Raw genomic sequence first — 15,080 nt, forward strand, 5'->3', positions numbered from 1 at the left:
TGTCCGCAGCTCGCGAAAAGAGCGACGGGAATGTCCTGGCCCCTCTCTACGCTGTCTGCTGAAGGGCACGGCGGAAGGCGGTAACAATGCAAGGACTCGAGGTCACGGTCCTGCTCGGACTCGCGATGCTGGTGGGGACGATCCTCGCGCCGCGTCTACGGGTGGCGACGCCGCTCGTCCTCCTCGTCATCGGGCTCGCGCTGGGGTTCATCCCCGAGCTGCGCGCGATCGAGCTCCCGCCCGAGACCGTGCTGCTGCTCTTCCTTCCCGTCATGCTGTTCCGCGAGGCGTGGACCACGTCACTGCGCTCGGTTCGCCGATCGTTGCGGTACATCATCCCGATGAGCACGCTGCTGGTGGTGGCATCCGCCTTCGCCGTCGCGGGTGTCGCGACCTGGATGGGCGTGCCGTGGGAGGCCGCGCTCGTCATCGGCGCGGCGGTCGCGCCGCCCGACGCGACGGCGGTCGCCGCCCTCGGGCGGCTGCTCCCTCAGAAGACCTTCATGAAGCTGAAGGCCGAGAGCCTCACCAATGACGGCACGGCCCTCGTCCTGTACGCGATCGCGGTGTCACTGCTGCTCGGCGGCCAGGTCACCCCGTGGTCGATCACCGGAATGGTGCTGCTGTCGTACCTCGGCGGCGCGGCCGCGGGCATCGCCGTCGCCGCTCTGGCCTACTTCGCCCTGCGGCGCATGCAGTCCACTCTCACCATCAACCTCACGATGCTGCTCGTGCCGTTCGTGTCGTTCCTGGTCGCGGAGCTGATCGACGCGTCCGGGGTGCTCGCGGTCGTCTTCGCGGGCCTCATCGTGGCCTGGGTCTCGCCCCGGATCACCACGGCGATGTCTCGTCGAGCCGCGGATGCCACGTGGCCCTTCGGCGTCTACCTGCTCAACGGTGCGCTGTTCGTGTTGATCGGCCTCGAGGTCCAGCTCGTCCTGCACGAGATCTCGCCCTCCGAGATCGGCATCCTGTCGCTGATCACGGTGGCGGCCTGGATCGCGCTCTTCCTCGTGCGCTATCTGTTCCAGTGGCTGTTCAGCCCCTTCTCGCGCCCCGCGGCCGGGTCGACGCGTTCGCTCCGACACCGTTCCCGGATGGTCAGCACCGTCGCCGGCTTCCGTGGCGCCGTCTCGCTCGCGATCGCACTCTCGGTGCCCATCACGACCGAGAGCGGCGCGCCGGTCGCCGGACGCGACGCGGTGGTGTTCGTCACGGCGGGGGTCATCGTCCTCACACTCCTTGTGCAGGGGCCCCTGCTTCCCGTGGTCATCCGCTGGGCGAAGCTCCCGAACGACGATGCCGCGATCGAAGAGTACGAGCTCGCCGAGCGCGCGATCTCGGGAGCGGCGCTCGCCGCCCTCGACGACCTCGCCGTCGAGCACGGCATCAGCGATCGGGTGCGTGACCGCGCTCGCCGCGAGGGATACGAGCGCCTCGAGCTCGCCAACGCCCGCGCCGTCGCCCGCCAGCGCGCGATCGAGGAGCGCGATCTGGCCGAGCTCGACGCCTCTCTCGACTCCTCGGTCGACGACGACGGCGGCGGTTCGACCTCGTCGACGATGGGACCGGTTCCTCCCGCCGGCACCGACGACGAAGGGCGACGCACCCTCGGCGGGCTCGAGATGATCGCCGTGAGCGACGACATCGACGTGACCCAGCGCTCCCCGCTCATCCGGCACAAGGAGGCGACCCGGCTGCGCCTGGCGATCCTCGACCGCAAGCGAGAGGTGCTCCTGCGGCTGCGACGCGAAGGCACGATCGACGACCTCGTCGCGCGGAAGATCCTCGCCAACCTCGACCTCGAAGAGATCCGCACGCGCGGGATCGAGAAGGCGAGCGACTGAGCGGGATGCCGTGGGTCGGGAGTCCGCCGGTGATCGCGGGCGCCCCGGGGGCGCATCGGGGCGGGGCGTGCGGGCGGGCCGGGACGGCACGTGCGGCCGGGGCGCGTACGGGCGGGGCGCGTACGGGCGGGGCGCGTGCGGGCGGGGCGCGTACGGGCGGGGCGCGTGCGGGCGGGGCGCGTGCGGGCGGGGCGCGTACGGGCGGGGCGCGTGCGGGCGGGGCGCGTACGGGCGGGCCGGGGACTCACCGGCGGCGCTCGGCATCCGGACACCCGCATACCCGCCACCTGTCGGCCCGCCCCCGGTGATCTTCCGCCGCGTGGCGGGGCACCGGGCGCACCGCCGCGCGCACAATCGAGACGGACGCGACGAGGCGTCCCCGACGAAGGAGTCATCATGACCCGCGAATCGCATCCCGAGGAATCGGCTGCCGGCGTCATCACTGCCACCGACGGCCACCTGGCCACCCTCGCCGTCGACGGCATCCCGAACCGCCCTCCCTTCGATCCCGAACTCGAGACGATGCTGGGGGTGATCTCGCAGATGGTGCCCCCGACGCTGACCGCCGAGATGGTGCCGGTGATGCGCTCGGCGAGCGTGCCGGGGATGCCGACCCGCGACGAGATCCTCGACACCGCCGACCTGCAGTCCCGCGACGTGACCATCCCCGGCTACGAGGGCGCGGAGATCGTCGTCTCGATCGTCGAGGCGAAAGGACGCACCGGACACGGCCCCGGGATCTTCCACACGCACGGCGGCGGCATGATCTTCGGCGATCGTTTCACCGGCGTCGAGGGCTTCGCCGAATGGCTGCACCGCTACAACGCCGTCATGGTGACCGTCGAGTACCGACTGGCACCCGAGTTCCCCGACCCGTATCCGGTCGAGGACTGCTATGCGGGACTCGTCTGGACGGCCGCGCACGCGGAGGAGCTCGGCATCGAGCACGAGCGGCTCCTCATCGCGGGCGGCAGCGCCGGCGGCGGGCTCGCAGCGGGGGTCGCCCTGCTCGCGCGCGACCGGCGGGGACCCCACCTCATCGGCCAGATGCTGATGTATCCGATGCTCGACGACCGCGACGCGACCGTCTCGACGCATCAGATCCAGGGCGTGGGCGTGTGGGATCGCGCGAGCAACCTGCTCGGGTGGAACGCGCTCCTCGGCGAGCGTCGCGGCACCGACGGGGTGTCGATCTACGCGGCTCCCGCACGGGCGACCGACCTGTCGGACCTCCCTCCCGCGTTCATCGACTGCGGCAGCGCGGAGGTGTTCCGCGACGAGGACGTCGCCTATGCGTCGGCCATCTGGGCGGCGGGAGGCCGGGCCGAACTGCACGTCTGGCCCGGGGGCTTCCACGCCTTCGAGGGATTCGCCCCGCAGGCGGCCCTCTCCCACGACGCCGTCGAGGCGCGGGACCGGTGGATCCGTCGGCTGCTGGGGTGAGGCGGACGCGCGGGCGGCGGGGCGATCCCGCGCCCTATGCTGTGTGCGACACGGCCGCGCGGGACGAAGGAGTGACGCCATGCAGGAACTCGCGGGACGCCTGAGAGTCCTCGATCCCGCGGCGAGCGAGTCGGTGAAGATCATCGACTACTTCGACTCCCTCATCGCCGGCGGCGCGGGCGTGGAGTCGGTGGTCCGGGCGGCCGCGATCCTCGGCGGGACGACCGCGGGAGCCCGCGTGCGCGGTCGCCTGCTCGGCATCGACGCCGACGGCGCGCGGATCACCCCGACCCCGCCCGCGTCCCTGTCGGACACGGACGCCCCGTGCGTCTGGCTCCAGCGCGACACCGGGTCGGCCGTCAACGACGCGATGATCGTCGATCGCGCGCAGGTCGCCCTCGCGATCATCACCGCCCGCGCCGACCCGACCACCGGCGCGGTCGAGCGCGTGATCGACGCCGGCGTCTCGCGCGTGGATCGCGAAGCGGCCGCGCATCGCCTCCGCCTCGACGGGGAGGTCCGCGTCGTGGCCGCGCCGCCCCACTCGCGGCACGTGACCACGGCCTCCACCGTGCTCGCCACCGCGGAGGGCGCGGTCTGGATCGGCCTCGGCGAGGTCGTCCCGCCCGAGGGGCCCGTGGGCACGAGTGTCGCGCGCGATCTCGACGACCTCCCCCGCGCCTGCGCCGACGCCCGCCTCGCCCTGCGGCTGGCCGACGACAGGCATCGCGTGGTCGATGCGGGCGAGCTCGGCGTTCTCGTCGAGCTCGCCCGCGCGTTCCATCCGTCGGGTCCACGGCATCCGGATCTCGCCGCGCTCGACGCCCTCGACGCCCGGACGCTCGAGGCGCTCGATGTGGTCGTCGACAGCGAGAGCATCCGCGCCGCGGCGACCCGGCTCTCGCTGCACCACAGCAGCCTGCAGTCCCGGCACGAGAGCTGGACCCGGCAGCTCGGCTACGACCCGCTCACCCCGCGCGGTCGTGCGCGGTTCCTCGCGGCGCGGATGCTACAGCGGTTGGGGTGAGGGGAGCCCGCGCTCCCGCCGGTACCCCGTGGCGCCGCGCCCGCAGCCCCGCGAGCGTCGGCACGATCCCCCGCGGCACGAACAGCAGGAAGACCACCAGCACGATCCCGTACCCGGCGTACTGCAGGATCGGCCCGGCCGCCGCCGGCATCCCGGGCGTCGCGCTCAGCGCGCTCAGCACCTGCAGCCACAGACTCAGCGCGAGGGTCCCCACGACCCCGCCCCACACCGACCCGAGACCTCCCACGACCGCCATCACGACGTACCCGAACGAGACGAACGGCGGGTAGGTGTCCTGGCTGACGTACGGGGTGAAGAACGCTCCCAGCGCCCCCGCGAACCCCGCGAATCCGCCCGCCACCGCGAACACGGTGAGCTTGCTGCGCAGGATCGGCACCCCGCTCGACGCGGCCGCCGACTCGCTCCCGGCGAGCGCACGGATCCCCCGACCGAAGCGCGACCGGACGAGGTTGTGGCAGACCAGCAGCGCCGCGGCGAGCGCGGCCAGCGCGACGTACGAGTACACGCGCTGATCGGTGACGACGAGACCCCCGACCGAGAGCGGAGGGATGCCGAAGATCCCGACGCCCGCGCCGAACAGGGGCGCTGTGGCCATGACCGTCTGGATGATCAGCAGCACCGCGAGCGAGCCGAACGCGAGGTAGTGCCCGCGCAACCGCAGCAGTGGCCAGCCCACGAGAGCGGCGACGAGCGCCCCGAGCACGGGAGCGGCGACGAGCGCGACGAGGGGCGGGATGCCGAGGGTCACCGTCCCGACCGCGACGGTGAGTCCGCCCACGGCGACGAAAGCGCCCTGGCCGAGCGAGGCCTGACCGGCGTAGCCCATGAACAGAGACAGCCCCGTGACGACGAGCGCGGTCAGCGCGGTCTGCACGAAGAACGTCTGGTCGGTCAGCAGCAGCGGAGCGATGGCGGCGGCGATCGCGGCCAGCGCGATGACGATGCGGGTCATTTCGCCTCCTCGGCGGTGAACGAACGCGACCGGGCGATCATGATGACGAGCATCATGATGAGCGCGATCTGGGTCTGGTACGAGCCGTTCGCGTAGCCCGCGACGAGCTGCCCGGTCACCCCCAGGACGAGGGCGCCGACGAACGTCATCCACGGGCTCCGGAGCCCCCCGAACACGGCGGCGGCGAGCGCGCTGAGCACGAACGGCAGGTCGGAGGTCACCGACACCGCCGTGGTGGGCGCGATCAGCACCCCGGCGAGACCGCCGAGCACTCCCGCGATCGTGAACGACAGCAGGCCCATCACGCGGGTGTCGATCCCGACGAGTCGGGCCGCCCGGGGATTGGATGCCGCGGCCGTGAGCGCGCGACCGATGTCGGTGCGCGTGAACAGCAGACTCATCGCGGCGAGCGTCACGACGGCCACCGCGAGGGTCAGCAGCCGCTGCGTCTCGATCTCGGCACCGAACAGCCGGACAGTGCCCGAGATCCCCGCGGGCGAGACGGGGTTCTGCCCCCAGACGGCGATGATGACGGCAGCGGCGACCAGCGACATCCCCAGCGTGATCAGCAGCGACGTCATCGGGTGCGTGCCGGGCTTGCCGATCGCGACGGCCCCCACGACGAAGCCGATGAGACCGACGACGACCACCGCCGCGAGCTCGGAGAGTCCGGGCGGGAGCCCGAGCTGACGGAAGGTCTGCGAGAGGAACGCACCGAAGACGACGAAGGAGCCCTGCGCGAAGTTCAGCACGTGGGTCACGCGGTAGACGACGACGATGCCGCTGCCGACGAGAGCGAACGACCCCGCGAGGGCGAGACCGCTGAGCAGGTAGGTGGCGAGATCGCTCACGAGATCACATCCTGACGTGTGATCGGGGAGGAGAACGGGGCGGGGACGGCCCGCTCCCCCGTGCTGGGCGGGCGATTCATGGTCTGTTCTCCTGTTCGTCGAAACCGCCGAGATACGCGGCGCGCACCGCGGGAGCGGCGGCGAGCTGCGCCGTCGGCCCCTCGGCGACGATGCGCCCGGCATCCAGCACGTACGCCCGGGAGCAGAGGCCGAACGCGAGGCCCACCTCCTGCTCGATGAGCAGCACCGCGGTGCCGCGATCGGCGTTGAGGGCGGCGAGGTGCCGCACGAGGTCGGCCGCGATCAGCGGCGCGAGCCCGAGCGACAACTCGTCGACGACGAGCAGGTCGGGCTCGGCCATGAGCGCCCGCCCCACGGCGACCATCTGCTGCTGACCGCCCGAGAGCGTGTCAGCGCGCTGGCGGCGGAGGCGCTGCAGGTCGGGCAGCAGTTCGTACACGGCATCCGTCCGCCGAGACCGCCGCCGCCACGCGCCGAGGCGCAGGTTGTCGTCGACGCTGAGGTCTCCGAACATCTGGCGTCCCTCGGGTACCTGAGCGACCGTCCCCGACACGCGGACGCTTCCGGATGCCGGACGCACGAGACCGCTGACGGCGTTGACGAGCGAGGTCTTTCCCGCGCCGTTCGGCCCGACCAACGCGACGAGCTCGCCCGCGTCGACACGCAGCGAGACGCCGTCCAGAGCCGTCGCCGAGCCATAGCGCACGACGAGGTCGTTCACCTCGAGCATCATGCTGCGGCCTCGCTGCCCAGGTAGGCGGCGATCACCGCGGGGTCGCGGCGGATCTCTTCCGGCGTCCCCTCCGCGATCAGGCGGCCCAGGTCCAACACGGCGATCCGGTCGGCCAGGGCCGTGACCATCGCCACGTCGTGCTCGATGAGCAGGATCGTCGTGCCGTCGCCGTGCAGCTCGCGGATGAGACCGCGGAGGTCGTCACGCTCGTCGGCGCGCAGGCCCGAGGCCGGCTCGTCCAGGAGCAGCACCCGCGGGCGCGCGGTCAGGGCTCGCGCGACCTGCAGTCGGCGCTGCTGCCCGAGCGGGAGCTGCTCGGCACCCCGACCCGCCCAGTCGGCGAGTCCGACGCGGGCGAGGGACTCCTCGGCATCCGCCCTGATCTCCCTCTCCTCGCGGCGGTGACGGGGCGAACGCACGGCGGCATCGAGAGCCCCCGACCGGGTGCGGGCGTGCGCTCCGACGGCGACGTTCTCGAGCACGGTCATGCCCGGGAAGAGGCGCGCGCCCTGGAAGACGATCGCGATGCCGCGCCGGGCGCGACGGTGCGGGGGCAGGCGATCGACGCGTTCGCCATCGAGGCGGATGACGCCCTCCTGGGCGCGCACGTGTCCGCTGATCAGACCGAACAGGGTGGACTTGCCGGCCCCGTTCGGTCCGATCACGCCGCGGAGCTCGCCCGGAGCGATCCGGAACGAGATGTCGCGGTTGGCGTAGACCCCGCCGAACCGGCGGGAGAGGCCCGCCAGCTCGAGTCCGGCGGAGGTGTTCTCGGCGGAGGAGTTCTCGACGGACCCGTGGGTCGTCGAGCCGACTCCGGTGGGTGTGGGCGTGCTCACTGCGGGAGCTCGGTCGCGAACTGCTTCGTCGCGGCCTCGGTCGGGACCCATTTGCCGCCCTTCGCCTCGAAGATCGCGAGCGAGGTCGCATCGAGTCCCATGTGGTCGGTGGGGCTGTACGTGTAGCGCCCGTTCGAGGTCAGCAGGTCGGTCTTCTCGAGAGCGTCGCGGATCTTCTGCCGATCGGTCGAGTCGGCCGCGTCGATCGCGGCGGCGAGGAGCTCGACGCCCGATGCCCCACCGAACGCGAACTCGGGCGGGTACGCCCCGTTGTTGGCATCCATCCAGGGCTTCGCGACCGCCATGACCTTGGTCTTGTACGCGCCCTCGGGCAACGCGTCGCCGCCCAGGGCGATGGTCGCCGCGGCCTTCACGCCTTCGGCGGCGTCTCCCGCGGGCTGGAGGTACAGGTCCGATGCCTCGGCGCCGGTGAAGTAGGTCGCGATGCCCTTGCCCGCGATCTGCTTCGTGATGATCACGGGAGCGGGGCCCGCGCCCCAGACGACGAACGCGTCGGGCTTCGCCGAGACGACCTTCGTGATGAGCGGGGTGAAGTCGGTCGCGGTCTGGTCGTACGACTCGTCGAGTACGACGTCGATCCCGGCCTCTTTCGCGTACTCCGCCGTGGCCTTGTCGCCGTTGCCGCCGTACAGGTCACCGCCGGTGTAGCCGATCGCGAGGGTCTTCACCCCCTGGCTGACCCAGTAGTCGACGAGCGCCCGCGCGTACACCGCCGGGATGGGCGGCGACGTGAACGCGTACGGGTTGCTGCCGTCGGCGAAGGCGTCGACCGGTCCGAGGGCGATCGTCGGGATCTTCGCGGACTGCGCGGTGCTGCCCACGGCGGTCGCGGCCGAGACGAAGCTGCTCGCGAGCATCGCCGAGTACGAGGGATCGGATGCCAACTGGTTGAACTGCTTGACCGATTCGGTCACGTCGGCCTTGTCGTCGACGACCGTCAGCTCGACCTGGCGCCCGTCGATGCCGCCGGCGGCGTTGAGATCGGCGACGACGCGCTCGGCCGCTTCCTTGTCGCCCTGACCGAGGGCCGAGAGGAAGCCGGTGAGCGGCACGACCATGCCGATCTTGACGGGTCCGGACCCGTTGCCCGAGGCGGTGGAGCCCCCTCCCGAACAGGCGGTGAGGGCGAGGACGAGAGCGGCTGTGGCGACCATGGGGACGGTTCTGCGCATGGACTTCTCCTGGTTCGTCGTTGAACACATCGTTGGACGAGAGGACCCGATGGGCCCGGCGCCATTGTTCGGGGGACGACGACGGTCCCGTCTATCCGTGAAATCACGTAATCCGCGCGGAAAGCATTCCGGTGAATCGACCGCCGACCGATAATGAGAGCTCCCGGACGCAAGGAAGCTCCCCCGTGATCAGAGAGCCGCGCAGCGAATTCGTCGGGCGTCGGCGCGAATTGGACGCCCTCGCCGACGCGCTCGAACGCACGCGCCTCATCACGCTCACCGGTGTCGGCGGGGTGGGCAAGACACGTCTCGCCGTGCGACTCGCCAACGCGCACGCGCGACGCACGTCGACGAACGTCTACTTCGTCGGTCTCGACGCGGTGAGCGATCCACGGCGGGTGGTCGCCGCGATCGCGCAGTCCCTGCCCTTCGGCGATCTGTCGGCCCGCGAGCCGCTCGAGTTCATCGTCGACGTGCTGAGCGATGAGACCGCCCTCCTCGTGCTCGACAACTGCGAGCACGTCATCGACGCCGCCGCCTCCGTCGCCGACGAGCTCCTCGACGCGCTGCCGAACGTGACGATCGTGGCCACGAGCCGTCGGCGCCTCGACGTCGACGGGGAGCAGGTCTTCCCTGTCCCTCCGCTGGGGACCGAGACCGCGGGAGACGAGCCCGCCGAAGCGGTGGAGCTCTTGGTGGCGCGCGCCCGCGCCGCGGACGCGGGATTCCGCCTCTCACCCGCCGACCACGCCGTCGCCGCCCAGCTGTGTCAGGCGCTCGACGGACTGCCGCTCGCGATCGAACTCGCCGCCGGACGCCTGCGCACCCTCTCCGTCGCGGATCTCGCCCGTCGCCTGTCGCAGCGTTTCACCCTGTTGCGAGCGGGGTCCCGGGCCCCGGTCTCCCGTCAACGGACCCTCCGTGCGGTCGTCGACTGGAGCCACGAGCTGTGCACACCGCCCGAGCGCGCGCTCTGGGCGGCGCTGAGCGTGTTCGCGGGCCCGTTCGACCTCCCCGCGGCGGCGGCCGTCGCGGGCGGCGACGAAGCCGCGACCGTCGAGACCCTCGAGCAGTTGATCGACCAGTCGCTCGTCGAAGCCGACCGTGAGACCGGCCGGTTCCACCTCCTCGAGACGATCCGCGGCTACGGGCGCGACCGCGCCGAGGAGTCGGGGGAACAACCCGATCTCGTGCGCCGGCACCTCGAGTACTACCGCGGGCTCGCGCGCCTCGCGCGCACGCACTGGTACGGGCCGGCTCAGCGGCGGATCCTGGCCGGTCAACGTGCCGACCGCGCCGAACTGGATGCCGCCCTGCGCACGGCCGCGGCGAGCGACACCGACATCGCGCTCGAGCTGTTCTCCGACCTCCGCTACCACTGGGCGGTGGGGGGATTCCTCTCGGAGGGGCGGCGATGGAGCCGCCGGCTCCTGCGTCTCGTCGGCGGCTCTGCGTCGCGGCGGACGCCCGCCCTGCTCGTGGCGACCTGGATCTGCGTCCTCCAGGGCGCGCTCGACGAGGCGCGAACCCACCTCGACGAAGCGCGGGGGCTCCTGCCGTCACTGTCTCCGACCGAACAGGAGCAGTGCGAGGTGGAGCTTCGCCGATTGAGCGGGACGCGCGCGCTCTTCGCGGGCGAAAGCGACCTCGCGCGCGAGGAGTTGAGCCGGTCGATCCGGCTCGCCCGCTCGATCGGCCGACCCGAAGAGGCGCTGCTCGCGCAGTTCCAGCTGACCGTCGCCCTCGTGCAGGGCGAGCTCCCCGACACTCTCGGTCCCGCGCGCGAGGCGCTGCGCCACGCCACCGAGATCGGCGAGCGATGGATCCGATCGCTCTCCCTGTGGGCCATCGGCCTCGCTCTCTATGCCGACGGCGAGCTCGACGACGCCGAGCGCCATGCGCGCGAGGCACTCGCGATGGAGGAGGGGATCGACGACCCCGTCGGCGACTGCCTCGTGCTGGAGCTGCTGAGCTGGATCGACGCCGCGCGGTCCCCCACCGAACGCACGGCCGTCCTTCTGGGGGCCGCGCGGGCCTGGTGGCGCCGCATCGACTCGGGTATCGCCGTGCACGGGCCCCAGATGCTCGCGCAGCACGACCGCTGCGTCGCGGTCGTGCGCCAGCGGCTCGGCGAAGAGGCCTTCCAGCGGCTCTCGGCGGTCGGCGAACGACTGTCGCCCGCCGAGGCCGCCGCCTTCGCCGGAGCTCCCGGGCGACCGGCCGCGGGCCTGAGCGCCCGCGAGAGCGAGGTGGCCGCCGGCATCCACGAGGGCCTCAGCAATCGCGAGATCGCCGAACGGCTGGTGCTGAGCGTGCGGACGGTCGACACGCACGTGCAAAGAATTCTCGGCAAGCTCGGCTTCACCTCGCGCGCGCAGATCGCGGCCTGGTATCAGTCGACGCTGGTGAGCGTGCCGTAGAGCGCCGTAGCGCGCCCGGAGGCTTCGACGAGCTCAGCCACCTCCGCCGCACCCCACGTCCTCCAGCCCGCACCCCAGGTCCCCGGAGCCCGCAATCCAGGTCCCTGAGCCTGTCGAAGGGACCGGAGGCTTCGACACGCTCAGCCACCTCCGCCGCGACGGAGGCCGCAACCCAGGTCCCTGAGCCTGTCGAAGGGACCGGAAGCCCCGCGTTCGGTAGTCCTACGGATACCGCCCCGCCCGAGCGCGACGGACACTGGCGAAGACGACGCCGAGGTCGTCCCCGTCCGAGGAGCGCACGCATGACCCCTTCCCCTCCCCGCATCCTTCTGGTCCACGGCGCCTGGGCCGGGCCCTGGGTGTTCGACCGTCTCGCCGCCGAGCTGAGCGCACGCGGCTTCGCCGTCGACACGGTGACCCTGCCGAGCATCGGCAGCACGGCCGACCTGTACGCCGACGCGGCCGCGATCACGGCCGCCCTCGACGCGGCCGACGGCCCCGTCACCCTGATCGCGCATTCCTATGGCGGGATCCCCACCACCCAGGCCGGCGACCACCCGTCGGTCGAGCGCATCGTCTACGTCGCCGCCTTCGCCCTCGACGAGGGCGAGACCCTCCAGCAGGCGGTCGGCGGTGGCATCCCGGACTTCTGGGGGATCGCCGACGGCATGGTCTCGATGGGACGCACGCGCGAGGAGCGCATCGCGATGATCGCCGCCGACCTTCCCGCGGGCATCCCCGACACGGTCGCGGCCGAGCTCGCCGACACGTTCCGGCCGCAGTCGCTCACCGCCTTCACCTCGCCCGTAACGCGCGTCGCCTGGCGCGCGAAGCCGACGACCTACGTGCTCACCGAGCGCGACGAGCTCGTGCCGCCCGCCTTCCAGGAGCACCTCGTCGCGCGCAGCGGCGCCCAGGTCGTGCGCGTCGACACCGGCCACACGCCCTTCGAAGACGACCCGGTGTGGTTCGCGGGCGTTCTGGCCGACATCGTGACCCCCGCGGAGGTGGCGCGATGAGCCTCACGGTCACGACCGCGCCCGGCCGCCTCTTCATCGACGGACGGTGGACGGATGCCGCGGACGGCGGCCGCATGGACGTCATCGCCCCGTCCACCGGCGAGAAGATCACCGACGTCGCGCGCGGCACGACCGCTGACGTCGACGCCGCCGTCGCCGCCGCCCGACGCGCCTTCGACGAGGGCCCCTGGCCGCGGATGTCGAGCCGCGAACGAGCCCGCATCCTCCAGCGGGCCTACGCGCTCATGCGGGAGCGCAGCGAAGAGCTCGCGCACGCCGAGAGCCTCGACGTCGGCAAGCCCATCACCTTCGCCCGCGTCGTCGACGTCAACAACGCCGCCGAGCTGTACGAGTACTACGCCGCTCTCGGCCATCGCCTCGACGGCGACGTCCGCGAGATCACCGCCGACGCCCACGCCTACGTGCGTACCGAGCCGCTCGGCGTGGTCGCCGCGATCACGCCGTTCAACTTCCCGCTGATCCTGTCGAGCACGAAGATCGCCCCCGCCCTCGTGGCGGGGAACACCGTGGTCCACAAGCCCGCGAGCGACACCCCGCTGAGCGCCCTGCTCATGGCGGAGCTGCTGCGCGACGCCGGCGTGCCCGACGGCGTCTTCAACGTCGTCACGGGCCCGGGGTCGACGCTCGGCGACCACCTCGTCTCGCACCCCGACGTCGACAAGGTCGCGTTCACCGGATCGACCGAGATCGGCGCGCACGCGGCGGCCCTCGCCGGTCGGTCGCTCAAGCCGTTCACCGCCGAGCTCGGCGGGAACGCGGCGAACATCCTCTTCGCCGACGCCGACCTCGACCGCGCGATCCACACCGTGATATCGGCGTTCGTGTTCAATGCGGGGCAGTTCTGCATGGCCGGCCCCCGGCTGCTGGTCGAGCGTCCGATCTACGGTGTCGTGCTCGGCATCCTGAAAGACGCCGTACCGCACGTGCCCTTCGGCGACATCGACGACCCGGTGACCGTGATCGGCCCGGTCGCGAGCCGCACGCAGCTCGACAAGGTCGCGGCGATGGTCGATCGGGCACGTGCCGCGGGCGCGCGCGTCGTGACGGGCGGCCACGCGGTCGAGCGAGACGGCGGGTTCTACTACGCGCCCACCGTTCTCGCCGACCTCGACCCCGCGGCCGAGGTCGTCGTGGACGAGGTGTTCGGCCCGGTCCTCACCGTGCAGCCCTTCGACACCGAGGACGAGGCCGTCGCGCTCGCGAACGGCACGCGGTACGGCCTGGCGAGCGGCATCCAGACCGGTGATCTCGCCCGCGCCCACCGGATCGCCGCGCGCCTGCGCGCCGGCATCACCTGGGTGAACGGCTGGGCGATCCTCGACCCCGCTGTGCCCTTCGGCGGGGTGAAGGCTTCAGGGTGGGGACGCGAGGGCGGCCCGGAAGCGCTGCAGTCGTACCAGAAGGCCCATTCGATCGTGTTCGACCTGGGCGGCGCGCAGTGATCGCGGGGCGCGCGGCCATCGTCGAAGAGAGCCGAGACGGCGCCGCTCCGGCGACGCGGACGATCTCGGTCGCCGACGTCGAGTACGCCGAGCCCGGGCACGGCGAAGTGCTCGTGCGGCTCACCGCGACCGGGCTCTGCCACACCGATCTCGGGGTGCTGGCCGGTGGCATCCCGTTCCCCACCCCGGGGATCATCGGGCACGAGGGGGCCGGGCGCGTCGAGCGCGTCGGGCCGGGCGTGCGCGGGGTGGGCCCCGGGGATGCCGTGCTCCTGAGCTTCACCTCGTGCGGCGCGTGCGACGCCTGCGTCGGCGCCCACCCGGCGTATTGCGAGACGTGGCTGCCGCGGAACCTGCTCGGCGGTCTCCGCGACGGCGACTCGGGCGGAGTCACGCGCGACGGGGAGCCGGTCGCCGCGCACTTCTTCGGGCAGTCGTCGTTCGGCACCCACGCGATCGCCGATGAACGCTCGCTCGTGCGCGTCGCCGACGACGCCGACCTCGCGGCGCTCGCCCCGCTCGGCTGCGGCGTGCTGACGGGCTTCGGATCGATGTGGAACGTGCTCGATCCGGGGACCGCGGATGTCGTCGCCGTGTACGGAGCCGGAGCGGTCGGCCTGTCCGCCGTGATGGCCGCGGCGCTCCGCGCGCCGGCGCACCTCATCGCGATCGACCGGGTGGCTTCGCGTCTCGACCTCGCGCGCGAGCTGGGCGCGACCGCCACCATCGACGCGGCGCACGAGGACGTCGCCGCGCGTCTGGCCGAGCTGACCGGCGGACGCGGCGTCACGCTGAGCTTCGACACCACGGGCCACCCGGGGGTCGCCCGGACCGCCCTCGACGCCGCCGCCGCACGCGGCACGGTGCTGGTGTGCGGGGCTCCGCCTCCCGGCACCGAGATCGCGGTCGACATCCAGGGCATCCTGACCGGCAAGATCCTGCGCGGCGTCACGATGGGCGACGCCGACCCGCGCGAGCTCATCCCGCGACTCGTCGCGCTGCACGCCGAGGGGCGCCTGCCGCTGGAGAAGCTCGAGCGGCGATACCCCCTCGACGACATCGCCCGAGCGATCGACGACATGCACCACGGGCGGACGGTGAAGCCCGTCATCGTGTACTGAGCACCGGATGCCGTGCGCCCTGCGATCCCACCGATCGCCCTCGCGCACGGCATCCGTGTGCCGCGGTGATCGCAGCGTTTCCGCGAGTCCGGGCGGGGCCGCGTGTCGCGATCGGGTGCGCTTGGTAAGG

The 15,080-nt window shown here is 72.2% G+C and carries 12 protein-coding genes; 7 read left to right on the forward strand and 5 right to left on the reverse strand.

Annotated features, from left to right (window positions below; genetic code table 11):
* The first annotated feature begins 86 nt into the window (after positions 1 to 86).
* From QE388_RS17720 to QE388_RS17730, 3 genes are all read left to right on the forward strand, one after another.
* Positions 87 to 1,847, forward strand: coding sequence for a Na+/H+ antiporter (locus QE388_RS17720; protein WP_275800136.1), 1,761 nt, complete (start codon positions 87 to 89; stop codon positions 1,845 to 1,847).
* A 396-nt stretch (positions 1,848 to 2,243) separates the two neighbouring features.
* A complete protein-coding gene (locus QE388_RS17725; protein ID WP_275800135.1) occupies positions 2,244 to 3,290 on the forward strand; it encodes an alpha/beta hydrolase in 1,047 nt (348 codons plus the stop codon).
* 79 nt (positions 3,291 to 3,369) lie between these two features.
* Positions 3,370 to 4,317 carry a hypothetical protein gene (locus tag QE388_RS17730; protein WP_275800134.1) on the forward strand — a complete coding sequence of 316 codons (948 nt, stop codon included), beginning with the start codon at positions 3,370 to 3,372 and terminating at the stop codon, positions 4,315 to 4,317.
* Here the strand turns inward: QE388_RS17730 and QE388_RS17735 are convergent.
* The 5 genes from QE388_RS17735 to QE388_RS17755 form a co-directional block, all read right to left on the reverse strand.
* A complete protein-coding gene (locus tag QE388_RS17735) occupies positions 4,259 to 5,290 on the reverse strand; it encodes a branched-chain amino acid ABC transporter permease (protein WP_307386839.1) in 1,032 nt (343 codons plus the stop codon). The two genes, QE388_RS17730 and QE388_RS17735, sit on opposite strands and share 59 nt — an antisense overlap.
* Positions 5,287 to 6,141 carry a branched-chain amino acid ABC transporter permease gene (locus QE388_RS17740; RefSeq protein WP_058594834.1) on the reverse strand — a complete coding sequence of 285 codons (855 nt, stop codon included), beginning with the start codon at positions 6,139 to 6,141 and terminating at the stop codon, positions 5,287 to 5,289. The genes QE388_RS17735 and QE388_RS17740 overlap by 4 nt, the downstream gene beginning before the upstream one ends.
* A gap of 76 nt (positions 6,142 to 6,217) precedes the next feature.
* Complete coding sequence (locus tag QE388_RS17745) at positions 6,218 to 6,895, reverse strand: ABC transporter ATP-binding protein (RefSeq protein ID WP_307386841.1); 678 nt, start codon at positions 6,893 to 6,895, stop codon at positions 6,218 to 6,220.
* A complete protein-coding gene (locus tag QE388_RS17750) occupies positions 6,892 to 7,734 on the reverse strand; it encodes an ABC transporter ATP-binding protein (protein WP_307386843.1) in 843 nt (280 codons plus the stop codon). Before QE388_RS17750 ends, QE388_RS17745 begins: the two co-directional genes overlap by 4 nt.
* On the reverse strand, positions 7,731 to 8,927 hold the full coding sequence (locus QE388_RS17755; protein WP_307386844.1) for an ABC transporter substrate-binding protein: 1,197 nt from the start codon (positions 8,925 to 8,927) through the stop codon (positions 7,731 to 7,733). The genes QE388_RS17750 and QE388_RS17755 overlap by 4 nt, the downstream gene beginning before the upstream one ends.
* Positions 8,928 to 9,112: 185 nt before the next feature.
* On the opposite strand from QE388_RS17755, the gene QE388_RS17760 reads away from it, so the two are divergent.
* From QE388_RS17760 to QE388_RS17775, 4 genes are all read left to right on the forward strand, one after another.
* A complete protein-coding gene (locus tag QE388_RS17760; RefSeq protein ID WP_307386846.1) occupies positions 9,113 to 11,347 on the forward strand; it encodes a LuxR C-terminal-related transcriptional regulator in 2,235 nt (744 codons plus the stop codon).
* Between the two features lie 302 nt (positions 11,348 to 11,649).
* On the forward strand, positions 11,650 to 12,366 hold the full coding sequence (locus QE388_RS17765; protein WP_307386848.1) for an alpha/beta hydrolase: 717 nt from the start codon (positions 11,650 to 11,652) through the stop codon (positions 12,364 to 12,366).
* The gene (locus QE388_RS17770) at positions 12,363 to 13,829 is read left to right on the forward strand and encodes an aldehyde dehydrogenase (RefSeq protein WP_307386849.1); all 1,467 of its coding nucleotides are present in this window, start codon (positions 12,363 to 12,365) and stop codon (positions 13,827 to 13,829) included. The genes QE388_RS17765 and QE388_RS17770 overlap by 4 nt, the downstream gene beginning before the upstream one ends.
* Positions 13,826 to 14,950 (forward strand): NAD(P)-dependent alcohol dehydrogenase, encoded by a 1,125-nt coding sequence (locus QE388_RS17775; RefSeq protein WP_307386850.1) that lies wholly within the window; start codon positions 13,826 to 13,828, stop codon positions 14,948 to 14,950. The genes QE388_RS17770 and QE388_RS17775 overlap by 4 nt, the downstream gene beginning before the upstream one ends.
* Positions 14,951 to 15,080: the final 130 nt, after the last annotated feature.

Origin of the sequence: Microbacterium sp. SORGH_AS_0969, assembly GCF_030818255.1 — a bacterium.
Taxonomy (GTDB): domain Bacteria; phylum Actinomycetota; class Actinomycetes; order Actinomycetales; family Microbacteriaceae; genus Microbacterium.

Bases quoted from the DNA above. Each gene is read 5' to 3' on its own strand.
- QE388_RS17720 (WP_275800136.1), top strand. From the start codon at position 87: ATGCAAGGACTCGAGGTCACGGTCCTGCTCGGACTCGCGATGCTGGTG.
- QE388_RS17725 (WP_275800135.1), top strand. From the start codon at position 2,244: ATGACCCGCGAATCGCATCCCGAGGAATCGGCTGCCGGCGTCATCACT.
- QE388_RS17730 (WP_275800134.1), top strand. From the start codon at position 3,370: ATGCAGGAACTCGCGGGACGCCTGAGAGTCCTCGATCCCGCGGCGAGC.
- QE388_RS17735 (WP_307386839.1), bottom strand. From the start codon at position 5,290: ATGACCCGCATCGTCATCGCGCTGGCCGCGATCGCCGCCGCCATCGCT.
- QE388_RS17745 (WP_307386841.1), bottom strand. From the start codon at position 6,895: ATGATGCTCGAGGTGAACGACCTCGTCGTGCGCTATGGCTCGGCGACG.
- QE388_RS17755 (WP_307386844.1), bottom strand. From the start codon at position 8,927: ATGCGCAGAACCGTCCCCATGGTCGCCACAGCCGCTCTCGTCCTCGCC.
- QE388_RS17765 (WP_307386848.1), top strand. From the start codon at position 11,650: ATGACCCCTTCCCCTCCCCGCATCCTTCTGGTCCACGGCGCCTGGGCC.
- QE388_RS17770 (WP_307386849.1), top strand. From the start codon at position 12,363: ATGAGCCTCACGGTCACGACCGCGCCCGGCCGCCTCTTCATCGACGGA.